This window comes from Thioalkalivibrio sp. ALD1 (genome assembly GCF_000381245.1).
Classification (GTDB): domain Bacteria; phylum Pseudomonadota; class Gammaproteobacteria; order Ectothiorhodospirales; family Ectothiorhodospiraceae; genus Thioalkalivibrio.
Genome location: NZ_KB906243.1, coordinates 1 through 14171, shown reverse-complemented (window position 1 = coordinate 14171; position 14171 = coordinate 1). Strand labels below are relative to the sequence as shown.

At 65.3% G+C, this 14171-nt stretch carries 9 protein-coding genes; 2 read left to right on the top strand and 7 right to left on the bottom strand.

The annotated features are described in order from the left end of the window. The first annotated feature begins 181 nt into the window (after positions 1 to 181). Entirely contained in the window at positions 182 to 3508 is a 3327-nt protein-coding gene (locus F623_RS0107340; protein ID WP_019572164.1) for a bifunctional diguanylate cyclase/phosphodiesterase, read from the top strand. Here the strand turns inward: F623_RS0107340 and F623_RS0107335 are convergent. The 7 genes from F623_RS0107335 to F623_RS0107305 all read right to left on the bottom strand — a co-directional run bounded on the left by F623_RS0107335 (position 3505) and on the right by F623_RS0107305 (position 12948). After that, on the bottom strand, positions 3505 to 3882 hold the full coding sequence (locus F623_RS0107335; protein WP_018861875.1) for a winged helix-turn-helix domain-containing protein: 378 nt from the start codon (positions 3880 to 3882) through the stop codon (positions 3505 to 3507). The two genes, F623_RS0107340 and F623_RS0107335, sit on opposite strands and share 4 nt — an antisense overlap. A 180-nt stretch (positions 3883 to 4062) precedes the next feature. Next, positions 4063 to 6021, bottom strand: coding sequence for an acetate--CoA ligase (gene acs / locus F623_RS0107330; protein ID WP_018861874.1), 1959 nt, complete (start codon positions 6019 to 6021; stop codon positions 4063 to 4065). A gap of 91 nt (positions 6022 to 6112) precedes the next feature. Beyond that, positions 6113 to 6850, bottom strand: coding sequence for a 3'-5' exonuclease (locus F623_RS0107325; protein ID WP_081616586.1), 738 nt, complete (start codon positions 6848 to 6850; stop codon positions 6113 to 6115). Positions 6851 to 6887: 37 nt separating this feature from the next. After that, complete coding sequence (locus tag F623_RS0107320; RefSeq protein WP_018861872.1) at positions 6888 to 8735, bottom strand: putative nucleotidyltransferase substrate binding domain-containing protein; 1848 nt, start codon at positions 8733 to 8735, stop codon at positions 6888 to 6890. 230 nt (positions 8736 to 8965) lie between these two features. After that, a complete protein-coding gene (locus tag F623_RS0107315; protein ID WP_018861871.1) occupies positions 8966 to 10744 on the bottom strand; it encodes a sodium:solute symporter family protein in 1779 nt (592 codons plus the stop codon). Between the two features lie 7 nt (positions 10745 to 10751). Further along, positions 10752 to 11015, bottom strand: coding sequence for a DUF4212 domain-containing protein (locus F623_RS0107310; RefSeq protein WP_018861870.1), 264 nt, complete (start codon positions 11013 to 11015; stop codon positions 10752 to 10754). Positions 11016 to 11070: 55 nt separating this feature from the next. After that, complete coding sequence (locus tag F623_RS0107305) at positions 11071 to 12948, bottom strand: DUF294 nucleotidyltransferase-like domain-containing protein (RefSeq protein WP_018861869.1); 1878 nt, start codon at positions 12946 to 12948, stop codon at positions 11071 to 11073. Positions 12949 to 13137: 189 nt separating this feature from the next. On the opposite strand from F623_RS0107305, the gene F623_RS0107300 reads away from it, so the two are divergent. Next, entirely contained in the window at positions 13138 to 13890 is a 753-nt protein-coding gene (locus F623_RS0107300; protein WP_018861868.1) for a Crp/Fnr family transcriptional regulator, read from the top strand. Positions 13891 to 14171: the final 281 nt, after the last annotated feature.

Here is a 14171-nt window from a genome sequence, read left to right as displayed (position 1 = left end):
TGCGGCTGCGCGGCTCCTGTGTGTGGAGACAGCCCCTTGCTGAACAGGGTTCCACTGGATTCCGCGGAATCCACCGCAGGTGGCCTGTTGCGTGCCGCCTGCCTCAACCTTTTCGTGTTTGGGACGCAGTGTCCAGTGGGCGTCTTCCGCGCATTGTCACCCGAAATCGGGGAGTAATACGTTGCAAGAAACGACCGAGCGATCGCGTGCGCCTGAGTGGATTGCCGGGACCTTTTTTTTCGTTGGCCTGCTCTGGGTCACCCTGTCCGATGTTGCCGTCGCCTGGTGGCTGGGCGCCGGGGTTGGCGATGCCTTGACGCTGGCCAATCTCGGCAAGGGGCTGGGCTTTATCACGGTATCGGCTCTGGCCTTGTATGTCGCGATGCGCTGGAGTGCAGTCGGACAGGTGGCGGGAACCGTCCGGTCATCCCGGGCCCCTTCCATCACGCAGCGCTTTGGCGCGGGTGGCTGGAGCGTTCTTGCCCTGGCGGTTGTTCTGTCGACGGCGGGCATGGCGTTTGGCACCTGGCAGATTCAGGCGACCTCCGCGGTGGACCAAGCCCGCGACGATCTTCGGCGTTCGGCCTTTCTGAAGGGAGGGCTCCTGGACCGATGGCTGGCCGAGCGTGAAGGTGACGCGATGGTGCTCGCCGAGGCTCGGGACTTCTCGGTATTTGCGCGAACCGCTACCCAGATGCATTCGACGCTGGCCCTGGAGCAGGTACGGCATCGCCTGGAGCTGATGCAGGAGCGCTATGACTACGATGCCATTGCCCTGATCGACCGTGACTGGACGCCGCTCGTGGAAGTGGGGCGCAATGTGGTGGATGACGTAGCCGTGGAGGAAGCGGTCACGGAGGCCCTGGCCAGCGGCACGGTGAGCGTGCCCCGCCTGCATGCGAATACCGATGGTGCGGCCCGGATCAGCTGGGCCGTACCCGTGCAGGATCGTGTGGACCCCGAGGGGCCGGCGGTGGCGGTCGTCGTACTGTCTTCCGGGATCGATACGCTGTACCCGTTGCTGGCAATCAGTGAAGGACCGCATGCGGCCTCGGTGGACCCTCATGTGGTGGTGCGGGACGACACCCGCTGGGCCACGATTGCACGCATTAACGCAAGGGGTGGACACATTATCGAGCCGCCCCAGGCCTTCGCCCGGCTGCGCGGGCAGATCCTTGATCAGGAACGGACGGGTGTTCGCGTAGCATCCTTCGACGACACCCGGGGCGGCTTTCTCGCTGGCGTGCAGCCGCTGGCGGTACCGGGCTGGGACCTGATCCTGAAACGTGATCTTGCACCGCTGTCCATAGCGCCCCGCCAGCAGGCGGTCTGGATGGGTGCGGCCACCTTGTTTGTCTGGTTGATCATGCTCGCAGTCGGGGCACTGCTGTGGCGTCAGCAGTGGTTGCACCACCACCTGGAACTGATGCGCTCGCATGCCGAGCAGGACCGGCTGTTGAGGGTGTTCTTCGATATGCCGTTCGTCGGTATGGCGATCTCGCGCCCGGGTGGCGAAGGCTGGGAGCGGGTCAACCCGCTGCTGGCACAGATGCTCGGCTACGCCCCCGAAGAGCTCACCCGGATCGAATGGGAAAGGCTGACCGTGCCCGAGGATCGCGGTTGTGCGACAGAGCTGGATGCCGCGATGCGTGCGGGCGAGCGCGAGGGCTACAGCGTTCAGCAGCGACTGTTGCGCCGCGATGGTCGGGTGCTGGTCGCCGATATCGACGTGAAGTGCACACGTACCGCCGATGGCGCCGTCGACCGCGTGGTTGCAACCATCGAGGACATCACCGAACGCCGTGAGCACGACGAACGTCAGCGGCTGGCCTCGGTGGTCTTCGAGAATACCCGAGAGGGTGTGGTGATTACCGACGCCACGGCCCACATCCTGTCGGTCAATCGCGCGTTCACGGAACTGATGGGTTACACCCAGGACGAGGTGGTGGGCCGCACACCCAAGATGTTCCAGTCGGGGCGTCATGATCAGGCGTTCTACGCGCACCTGTATCACCAGCTGGCAACCGAGGGCCGCTGGCAGGGCGAGATCTGGAACCGTCGCAAGAGCGGCGAGATCTTCCCCGAGCTGCAAAGCATTACGGCGGTATACGATAGCGAGGGACGCCTGACCCACTATGTCTCGGTATTTGCGGACATATCCCGTATCAAGGCCTCGGAGGCGGAGCTCGACTTTCTCGCGCATCACGATCCCCTGACCGAGCTCCCGAACCGCCGTTTGTTGCGTGCCCGGCTGGCCCAGGCCATTGCGCTGATGCGCCGGCGTCAGGGCCTTCTGGCCGTGCTGATCATCGACGTCGATCGCTTCAAGGACATCAACGATTCCCGGGGCCATGCGGCTGGGGATCGCCTGCTGAAGATTGTCGCCGATCGCCTGCAGGCGGGGCGACGGGGGACCGATACGGTCGCCCGTCTGGCCAGCGACGAGTTTGCCGTGCTGGCGGACAACCTGTCCCACGTGGACGATGCGGCGCTGGTCGCCGAGGACATCCTTCGCGAGGTAGGGCGTCCGGCAGACATCGGCGATGGCGTCGAGATCGAGATCGCCGCGACCATCGGAATCGCCGTGTTCCCGGATCATGGTGCCGACGCGGAGACCCTGCTGCAGGAGGCTGGCACGGCGCTGTCGCGCGCCAAGGAAGACGGACGCGGGAGTTATCGCTACTACTCGGATGCCTTTACCGAGGCGGCCCGCGAGCGTATCGACCTGAATGCCCGGTTGCGGCGTGCGATCGAGCAGGACAGCCTCGAGGTTCACTACCAGCCACAGTATCGCGTCAGCGATGGTGTGCTGATCGGGGCCGAGGCCCTGCTGCGCTGGACTGATCCCGAACTGGGGCCCGTATCGCCCGGACGCTTCATCCCGGTGGCGGAGCAGACTGGCCTGATTGTGGAGCTGGGCGACTGGGTGCTGAGGCGGGTGCTGGCGCAGGGGCAGGCCTGGCGCGATGCCGGCTATCCGGCTGTGCGCCTGGCGGTGAATGTCTCCGCACTTCAGTTTCAGCGGGTGGCGATCGACCAGCAGGTGGCTGATCTGCTGGAGGGGCATGGTTATCCGGCCAAGTATCTGGAGCTGGAGATTACGGAATCGGCACTGATGTTCGACCCCGAGCGCGCCCGGCGTATCCTCCAGCGACTGCGCGAGCGGGGTGTTAGCTTCGCGGTGGACGATTTCGGGACGGGGTATTCGTCCATGGCCCAGCTCAAGCGCTTCCCGGTCGACACGCTGAAGGTCGACAAGAGCTTCGTGGATGGCCTGGCGGCGGGTGCGCACGATGCCGATGACCGCTCGATTGCACGGGCGATCGTGGCGCTGGGACACGGATTGGGTCTGAGCGTGCTGGCCGAGGGGGTGGAGACGCGCGAGCAGCTCGGCGCGCTGCGCGAGCTGGGCTGCGATCACTACCAGGGCTATCTGGCCAGCCGCCCGCTACCCGCCGAGCGCTTTGCCGCGCTGCTGGCCGAAGGGTTGGTGGCGGAAGAGTATTAGTCCGGGCGGGCTGGGTTGGCCAGGAATTCGCTGAAGTCGTCCAGCTCCTCGCGGATGGCTGCCGTCGCGCGGGCTTCCATCTCCCGGTAGCGCGCCAGCACCCGCTCGCCAAATTCCGTTACCTGTGCACCGCCACCACCCGAGCCCCCCTTGGCCGTCTCGACCATGGGCTCGCGGAAGCTCTGGTTCATCGTCTCGACCAGATCCCAGGCGCGCCGATAGGACATGCCTACACTGCGTGCCGCGGCCGAGATGGAGCCCTTCTCGCGAATGGCCTCCAGCAGCATGGCCTTGCCCGGACCCATGGCCGTGACCTCGCCGAGCAGCACGCGCAGGCGCGGGGTTTGCGGGTGATCGGAGTGGTGCGTCGTCATGCGTTGGGTGCCCCGGGGTGAACGGATATGGTGCCCGGAATGGGTATCTCCGCCAAGGCACGAACGGTAGGAGGCCAGCCCTCTGGCCGATCGGCCCTTTCCGGCGCCCAATCGGCCAGGGGGCTGGCCTCCTACAGGAAGATCGAAGCAGGGCCGGGGCGCCGGGCCCCGGCCCGTGACTCAGGCCTTGCCCTGGAGTTGCGGGATCACGGCCTCGTTCTCGAGCGTCGAGGTGTCCGAGGTGATCTCCTCGCCCTTGGCGATGGAGCGCAGCAGCCGGCGCATAATCTTGCCGGAGCGGGTCTTGGGCAGTCCGTCGGCAAAGCGGATGTCGTCCGGTTTGGCGATCGGGCCGATCTGATCGGCCACCCAGTTGCGCAGATCCTTGATCATGGCGTCGGCCTCGTCGCCGGTCAGGCGGTCGCCCTTCAGGATCACGAAGGCCACGATGGCTTCGCCCTTCACGTCGTGCGGACGCCCGACCACGGCGGCCTCGGCCACCTCGGCATGCGCGACCAGGGCCGACTCGACCTCCATGGTGCCCAGGCGATGGCCGGAGACGTTCAGCACGTCGTCGATGCGGCCCATGATCCAGAAGTTGCCTTCGGAATCGCGACGCGCGGAGTCACCGGCCAGGTAGTACTTGCCGCCGAACTTGGGCCAGTAGGTGTCCTTGTAGCGCTGATCGTCGCCCCACACGGTGCGCAGCATCGAGGGCCACGGCTTCTTGATCACCAGATATCCGCCCTGGTCGGCCGGCAGGCTGTTGCCACCCTCGTCGACGACGTCGGCATCGACGCCGGGCAGTGGTTGCGTGCAGGAGCCCGGGACGAGGGTCGTCGCGCCGGGGATCGGCGCGATCATGTTGGCGCCGGTCTCGGTTTGCCACCAGGTGTCGACCACCGGGCAGCGTTCGCCGCCGATCACGCGGTAGTACCACATCCAGGCCTCGGGGTTGATCGGCTCGCCGACCGTACCCAGTAGGCGCAGCTTCGACAGATCGTACTGGGACGGGAAGTCGTCGCCGGCCTTCATCAGCGCACGGATCGCGGTCGGGGCGGTGTAGAACACCGTCACGCCGTGGTCCTGGCACATCTTCCACCAGCGGCCGGCATCGGGCACGGTCGGCACGCCCTCGTAAACGACCTGGGTGGCGCCGATCGCCAGCGGGCCGTAGGCGACGTAGGTATGGCCGGTGATCCAGCCGACATCGGCGGTGCACCAGTAGACGTCGTCGCCCTGCAGGTCGAACACCCACTGGTTGGTGATGATCGCGCCCAGCAGGTAGCCGGCGCTGGAGTGCTGGATGCCCTTCGGCTTGCCGGTGGACCCGGAGGTATAGAGCAGAAACAGCGGGTGCTCGGACTCGACCCATTCCGGTTCGCAGTCCACCGACTCGCCGTCCACGGCGTCGTCCCACCAGACGTCGCGTTCGTCCTGCATGGTCACGTCGTTGCCGGCGCGCTTGCAGACGATGACCTTCTCGACGTCGGCCGGATTGGAATCCAGTGCCTTGTCGACGTTGGCCTTGAGGGCCACGGTCTTGCCACCGCGTACGCCGCCATCCGCTGTGATGACCAGCTTCGCACCGGAGTCGACGATACGGTCACGCAGGGCATCGGCGGAGAAGCCCCCGAAGACCACGGAGTGGATCGCGCCGATGCGGGCGCAGGCCTGCATGGCGATCACGGCCTCGGCGTTCATCGGCATGTAGATGATCACCCGATCGCCCTTTTCCACATCCATGGACTTGAGCGCATTGGCGAGCCTGCCAACCTCGTTGTAGAGGTCGCGGTAGGTCAGGTTGCGGGTCTCGCCATTTTCCGCCTCGAAGATGATCGCGGTCTTGTTGCCCCGTACTTCGAGATGACGGTCGATGCAGTTGTAGGACACGTTCATGCGCCCGTCGGCAAACCAGCGGTAGTGCGGGGCATTCGAGCTGTCCAGACCTGCGGTGAAATCTTCCTGCCAGTCGATTTTCTCGCGCGCGAGGTCACACCAGAAGCCCTCGTAGTCGGCGTCGGCCTTCTTGTGCAGGGCCTCGAGATCCTCGGGCTTCAGGCGGGCGTTCTTCGTGAACTCTGCCGGCGGCGCAAAGTGACGGGTCTCGTGCAGCGTGGACTCGATGGTGTTGCTCATCAGGGCCTCCGTGATTTCGTTCGGGCGCGTTCACATAAACGCGGGTTTTTGGGGAGTGAGGATAGCATGTCAATCGCCGGCATCCGCCCGCTCAGAGCCATCCGGGCCGGAACAGCACCCGCTCCAGCGGAACCTGTGCGTCCGGGGAAAGTTGGCTGACCAGGGCGGCAAACAGCTCGCCAGCGGCCAGGGCATCGAACAGCGCGTCGTGCGCACGGTACTGGGGGAGGTTGTAGCGTGCCCGCAGGGCGTGAAGCCGCATGCCGTCCAGTGCAATGGGTTGCCCCGCCCGGCGTAGTTGCCGTTCCGCCAGGCGCAGGGTGTCGACTACGGCTAGCTGGGGGCTTACGTCGTACAAGCGCTGGCAGGCCTGCTCCAGGAAACCCAGCTCCAGCGCCGCATGATGGGCCACCAGGATGCGGCCCTGGAGTGCCGCGAACAGTGCGTCCAGGGCAGTGTCCACGGTGACTCCGCCGGCCGTCTCGCGGTCGGTAATGCGGTGGATGACGGCGCTTTGTTCCGGGACCGGGCAGTCCGCGCGCACCAGCCGCTGATCCGCGGTGGCCAGGTCGATGCGCACACCGTCCATCGCGACCCAGCCGATGCTCAGGATGACATCGTGCTCCGGGTCGAGGCCCGTGGTTTCGAGATCCACCGCGAGAAACCGGCATGTCGCAACGGATTGCCGGGCGGAGGGCAGGACAGATTCCAGGCAGCTGCGCAGTGCCCCCGCCGGCGCGCGTTGTGCGGCCCTTTGGCGGCGGCGGCAAAAGCGCCAGTGCCCGATGGGGCGTACCCATGGCGTGTCCTGGGGCAGCGGGCAGGGCATTAGCGGAGTGCCTCGGGGGTGGGCGGCAAGGGGCCGATCACCCGTGCACCTGCTCGGTCTGAGCCAGAGAGGCCTTCTGCGCATGGGCCACCAGGCGAAAGACGTTCTTCAGATGGCTGCGTTCCAGTCCCGACAAGTCGCTCGGGGCCAGGGCATTGTCGGGAACGATGCCCCGCCCGATCTGGTCGGCCTGATGGCGGGCGCGCAACGTGGCGATGAACTGCCAGGCATCGATCAGGTCGGCTCCGGTATTCGCCGACAGAATGCCCGCATGTCGCGCGGCCCGCAGTCGTTCGACGGTGCCGCGCGCATCCGAACCGGCGCGCAGGGCGAACACTCGAGCCAGCGCGACGATTGGCATCAGGCCGCGCATCTTCAGGTCCAGTGTGTCGCCGTGTTCGCCTCCACGTTCAAGTACGAACTGACGAAAGAACCCCAGCGGCGGGCGTAGATCCCGCGCCTGGTCGGCCAGGGTGGTCAGCACGGCCTCGCTGCGATAGCCCTGTTCCAGGGCCTCGTGGCGCATCGGTTCGAACAGGCTCGTCGGGCCATGGATGACCCTGAGGTCCAGGTAATGGCTGGCGAGCATCGCATCGCGTGGCGAGGGGTGGCTCAAAACCCGCCGCAGCTCGCGCTCCCAGTCGCTGGTCGTTCGGCGCCACTGTGGCTGGCTCGGGTCAACCTCGCCCGGGCAGCGAGGGATGCCACAGGCCGCAAGGCCCTCCCCGACCTCGTCGGCCAGGCGCTGGAACCAGGCGTCCGCTTCGGGCGGTGCCATGTCGTCATAGACCAGCGCCGTATCCTGGTCGGTGTGTACGGTTTGTTCGTGGCGGCCCTGGCTGCCGCTGGCCAGCCAGGCATATGCGGCCGGCGCGGGGCCGAGCTTCGCTTCCGCCAGCTCGATCAGGCACTGCGTGAGCGTGTCGATCACCGTGGTGATGGTCTGGCCGATCTGGGTCGCATCGGCCCCCGCCTCGACCAGCTGCACCTGCAGGCTGGGCAGGGCGCGCATTACGTCGCGCAGGGCGTCGAGATCATCGGCGCGGCGCAGGTCGCGCACCAGGTAGACCGCGCTCGTCCCCTGATGGCGGATCAGGTCCGTACTGGAGAGTATCCCGACCAGTGGGCCATCGTCGCCATCGGTAACTGGCAGGTGATGAATATCCCGTCGTGCCATGCGGAGCAGGGCGTCGAAGGCCGGGGTATCGCGGCTGACCGAGGCCACTGGCTGTGCCATGCATCGGGCCACGCTGCATCCCGGATCGGTGCCTTCGGCCAGGGCATGGCGCAGGTCGGTGTCGGTCAGGATACCCACCGGGACATCTTCCCGCCCCGGCTCGTGCAGCAGCAGGGCCGAGATGTCGGCCTCGGTCATGCGCTGGGCCGCCTCGCACAGGGTGATGCTGGTCGGCGACATGATCGGTCGCGGCGTCATCAGGGCGCGCACGGGAGTGGTGAGAAGGCTGCGCTCCCCCCCGGGCCAGGTCATGGTCTGGGCCCGCAAGCGATCCGAATCGGTTTCCAGAAATTCGTGGAAGGCTTCATCCCGGTCGGCGAGGTCGCGGGCGCGTTCGGCGGCCAGCTGGTAGATCAGGGCATCCTCGGTGATGCGCCCGCGCAGGTCGGCGACCCGCGTCGTGTTGAGCAGGTCGCCTTCGCCCAGACGGTCCTGCAGCTGGTCTTGCATGTCGTACAGTTCAGCGGCCCCGGTGCGCACGATCCAGAGTTCGCCGGGTTCCGCATCCCTGGGTGGGAACGGGCTGTCCTCGCGCAGGTAGCGCAGGGTCAGACGGCGAACAAGGCCCGTGCGCGTCTCGGAGGACAGCCGCGCGAGTTCCGGGCAGCGTTCGAGAAATTCGCGAATCTCTTCCAGCTCACCGTTCATCTGCGTTCCGGGCACCCTTCTTTCGCGGCGTGGATGGCGGGGTCAGAGCAATTCTCCAGTGCCCCTCCCGGGCACTGGAGAATTGTCCCGAAGGAAAAAAGGCCGACCCGGCATGCGCCGAGCCGACCTCAGGGAGATGGTGATCTCCCTTCCTTGCATGAATGTTAAGCATATCCATTCATGGTGGGCCGACAGGCCCGGTCATGCCAGTGGCATGACCGGGCAGAGCGTCAGCTCGGGTTGTCGGTGCGCGGGACACGCACGTTTTCCACCAGTTCCTGGATGTGCTGCGGCGGCTCCTTGGTCAGCTTCATCACGATGTAGGCCGCGACAAAGTTGAACACCGCACCAATGGCGCCGAAGCCGGTCGGGTTCACGCCGAACAGCCAGTACTCCTCGGTATCCGGGAGCATGGCGGTGCCGGAGAAGAAGAACCACCCCTTGTAGGTAAAGATGTACAGCAGGGTGGTCACCAGACCGACCAGCATGCCGGCGATCGCGCCTTCCTTGTTCATCTTCTTCATGAAGATGCCCATCATCAGGGTCGGGAACAGCGAGGCGGCGGCAAGACCGAAGGCGAGTGCTACCACCTCGGCCGCAAAGCCCGGTGGGTTTAACCCCAGGTAGCCGGCAAACAGGATTGCGCACGCCATCGCGATACGTCCGGCCAGTAGCTCGCCCTGTTCGCTGATGCGGGGCATGAAGACCCCCTTCAGCAAGTCATGCGAGATGGCCGACGATATGGCGAGGAGCAGCCCGGCAGCCGTCGACAACGCGGCCGCGATACCGCCCGCTGCCACCAGCGCGATCACCCAGCCCGGAAGACCGGCGATCTCGGGGTTGGCCAGCACCATGATGTCACGGTCGAGGGTCACGATCTCGGAGCCTTCCCAGCCGTATTCCTCTTCCGCCATCGCGGCGAACTCTTCGTTGTCCTCGTTGTAGTACTGGATGCGGCCGTCTTCGTTCTTGTCCTCGAACGCGAGCAGACCGGTCTGTTCCCAGCGCTCCATCCAGGCCGGCTTGTCCTCGTAGGCCAGGTGGCCTTCCTCGGTGCCGATCTCACCCGGATGCACGGTATTGACGAGGTTCCAGATGGCCATCGCACCGACCGCCGGGGCGGTGGTGTAGAGGATGCCGATGAAGACCAGCGCCCAGCCGGCGGACTTGCGCGCATCGCGCACACGCGGAACCGTAAAGAACCGGATGATCACGTGCGGCAGACCGGCGGTACCGATCATCAGCGCCAGGGTCAGCAGGAACATGTTGAGCATGCTCATGCCGCCCTCGGTGGCCGTGTACATGGTGAAGCCAAGATCCACCATGGTCTGATCCAGCGCGTCCAGCAGGTAGGTGTCCTGGCCCTGCAGGGTGGAACCCAGTCCGATCTGCGGGAACACCTGGCCCGTGAGCGTGAGCGAGATGAAGACCGCAGGCACCGTATAGGCGAAGATCATGATCACGTACTGCGCGATCTGGGTGTAGGTGATCCCCTTCATCCCGCCGAGCACCGCGTAGATGAACACCACCGCCATACCGGACAGCAGGCCGATGGCCAGCGGCACCTCGAGGATGTTGGAGAACGCGATCCCCACGCCGCGCATCTGCCCGATCACGTAGGTGATGGACATCGCGAGCAGCGAGATGACCGCCACCACACGCGCGACCTTCGAGTAGAACCGGTCACCGATGAATTCCGGCACCGTAAACTTGCCGAACTTGCGCAGGTACGGGGCCAGCAGCAGGGCCATCAGCACGTAGCCACCGGTCCAGCCCATCAGGTAGGCGCCCCCGGTAAAGCCGAGGAACGCGATCAGGCCGGCCATGGAGATGAACGACGCGGCGGACATCCAGTCCGCAGCGGTGGCCATCCCGTTGGCGATCGGGTTGACGCCGCGCCCGGCGACGTAGAACTCGCTGGTCGAACCGGCACGCGCCCAGATGGCGATACCGATGTAGAGGGCGAAGGTCGCCCCGACCACGAGAAGACTTAGGGTCTGTTGATCCATGACAGGCTTACTCCTCGTGGACGTTGAACTTGCGATCCAGGACGTTCATGCGCCAGGCATAAACGAAGATCAGGACGATGAAGGTGTAGATCGCGCCCTGCTGGGCAAACCAGAAGCCCAGCGGATACCCGCCGATGGAGAATGCGTTCAGCGGCGCGGCCAGAAGGATCCCCAGCCCGAAGGACACGAAGAACCAGATGGCGAGGCAGATGGCCAACAGGCGCAGGTGCGCGCGCCAGTAGGCCTGCCGGCTCAGGTCTTCTTGTGACATGACGTAGCTCCTCTCATAGGTTTTGTTGTTCGCCGTGACTCGTCTATGCGATTCGTCACAGCTGGTACTGCACTTCAAGCTGGCCTTGCAGCTTGCGAGCCTGCCGGAAGGACTCCTTGAGGATGCGTCCCTCAAGGGTGCCCAGTTCCTCCGGCCGGATTCGGTTGTCGTCGTCGCGCCCTTCGCGCAGCGCCTTTTGCTGGGCGCGCAGACGCAGCATTTGCAGATAGCGCAGGGCGGCGTGATAGTCCCGCGCGTCGGATTCGCGCATGACCTCCGCGCTGACCGCCTGATCGAGCCGTTCATGGGTACGCGTGGCCGGCAGTTCGGCGGCCAGGGCGATCACGCGCGCCGCATCCACGAACGGCGTTAGCCCCTGCTTCTTGATGTCGATGCCGTCCGCGCCGCTCTTGATCTCGCCAAACAGCCCCAGTGGGGGACGAAAAGCCTGCTGGTTGGCGGCCATCTGGCGACGGAAGCGGCTGTTGTAGGCCGTCTTCTGCAGCAGCTGCGTACGCAGGGCCTCTACAGGGCCGTGGTCGCCGTCCACCGCACGCAGGTCGAAGAAGATGGTGCTCTTGAGCAGATGTTCGGGTGTGCCCTGTTCGATCCAGCGGGTAAAGCGCCGGTCCCACTCGGTCTTGCTCAGACAGCACTCCGGGTTGCCTGCCATGATGTTGCCCGGGCACAGCATGAAGCCGCATTCGGCGAGTGCCTCGTTCACGGCCCGGGCATAGGGCAGCAGGCGTTCGCGGATCGCGTCCGCATCGCCGTCCTCGGTGTCGAACAGGATGCCGTTGTCCTGGTCCGTGACCAGCGCCTGTTCCTCGCGCGCCTGGGAGCCGAAGGCCAGCCAGGTAAACTCGATCCCTTCGATCGCCTCGTATTGCGGGCGCAGAAGGGCCAGCACGCGGCGGGTGGCGTGTTCGTTCAGGCGCGTGATCAGGCGCAGCACCTGATCCGCCTCGGCGCCCTGGCCGACTACGGCCTCGATCAGTCGTGGCACCTGGTGCAACCGCTCGGCGATGGCCGATACGCTGTCGGCGCGGCGGATCTCGCGTACCAGGCCGTCCAGGGTCAGGGGCTGGCTGGTCAGCAGGTCGCGTTCGCCGAGTACGCCGACCAGGCGACCGTCGCGTACCACGCACAGGTGCGTCATCCCGTGTTCGGTCATCGCCTCGATGCCCTCGAAGCCGGGGGCGCTTTCCTCCAGCGCGACCGGGTCGGATGTCATCACTGCTTCCAGGGGGGCGTCCAGGCCGACATCCTCCAGCACCACCCGTGAAAGCAGATCATGCAGGGTGAAGATGCCGACCGGCCGCTGTTCGTCGTCCACGGCGACCACGGAGCCCACGCGCTCGTCGCGCATGGTGGTCAGTACCTCGCGCAGTCGAGTGTCCGGCCGACAGGTCACCGGTCCCCGGGAGATCCGCAGGGCCAGGGGTGTATTCAGCTGTCCGGCCGCGCCCCCGTCGCGGCTGGACAGGGTATCCAGCCCCTGCTGCAGGCGGTCCAGCAGGTTGGCCAACCGTCGCGTGCAGAAATCATTGAAGACGCGGGATCGCGAGCGCAGGCGGTCGAAGTCCTCCAGGTCCAGTTCCAGACAGACCGTGTCCTCGGCCGCGCGGTGCACCGTGTGGACGGCGCGGCGGCCAAGCAGGGCGCCAATCGGGAAACACTCGCCGGGAATCAGCTCCCAGGCTTTGCCCGAGAGCTGTTCGTCTTCGCTGGGCGTCTCGCCGCGGATGCGGCCCTGTCGGATGATGTGAAAGCGGCGAGCGGGGCCGGCATCGGGGTCAGTAATGCGGGCCCCGCGTGCGTAGAAGCGACTCTCCAGACGCGGCAGCAGAAATTCCAGCGCGTCGGGTTCGAGTTGATCGAACGGGGCATGGGCGCCAAGGAATTCCCGGGTGCTGTCGAGCGCATCGGTCATGGCGTTGGCATGGCTCCGAGGTGAACCGGTTCACGAAATGGCCCATTTCCTGCAAAAAACACGCCACGAATCGTCAGTATTGGGAATCAGTCGTTTGGGCGTACGATTTTTCTACTGATCGTTACTTAACGTAACACCAGTGTTTCGTTATGTGACACGACCGCACTTTGGCGTAACAAGGAGCCAGCGATGACAATGCTGGAAGGTTGCATCCTCACGCAGATCGGCCAGTTTGCCGAACTGGTACCCGAAGAGAAGGCGTTGCTGCTGGACCTGGAGAAGGACCCGAAGCGTTATGCCGCCGAAACCTGCCTGTGTGCGGCTGGTGAGGAGGCAGAGAGGTTCTATACGTTGAGCTCCGGCTGGGCCTGTGCGGTACGCGACCTGGCCGATGGTCGACGTCAGGTGCTGGACATCTTTCTGCCGGGGCAGATCCTGGGTCTGCGCGAGATGGGGTTCAACGAAGCCCGTTCGGACTTCGTCGCGCTGACGGACATCGAGGCGTGTCCTTTTCCGCGAACGAGGCTGACCGAGGTGTTCGAGCAGGCACCACGACTTGCCTCGTTGTTCTTCCTGATTCTGGCGAGGGAACAGTCGATGCTGGTGGAACGCATTATCAACATCGGCCGACGCCCCGCTGCCGAGCGTCTCGCGCATTTCATTCTGGAAATGAAGGTCCGCCTGCAGCGTCCGTCGCACGAGGTGCGGCTTCCCATGAACCAGAGCGTGCTGGCGGATGCGCTGGGCATGTCCGCGGTACATGTGAGCCGGTCGTTCAGCCAGCTGCGAAAACGGGATCTCATCCGTACCGATGGCGGTGCGATCTGGATCCATGACATGGAGGGGCTGGTGCGTTTCTCTGGATTCAATCGCGCCTACCTGGACTGCGAAGCGAACTGGGTGAGCAGGACAGACCCCGTTTGCATGGGTGAGGCCTCATAACAAGAAACGCCCGGCGCAAGGGAGACGCTGATTTAATCGCACGTCCGCGCTCGAGTCGCTTTTGCGTGCGAACAAGGCGCGGTGACTGCCGTGCAGTCATTCTGCACAAGGGAACCGCAACGCAGTGCGCGCGCAAAAGCGGCCGAGCCCCTGCTTTCAATGGCTTGTGGGGTTGGTGCCCCCTGTTCCCCGATCCTGCGTTGCGCCGCTTGCGGGTAGAACCACTACCCGCTGCACGACGCGCCTTGTCTCGGAAAACAGGGGGCACCAACGCGGACGTG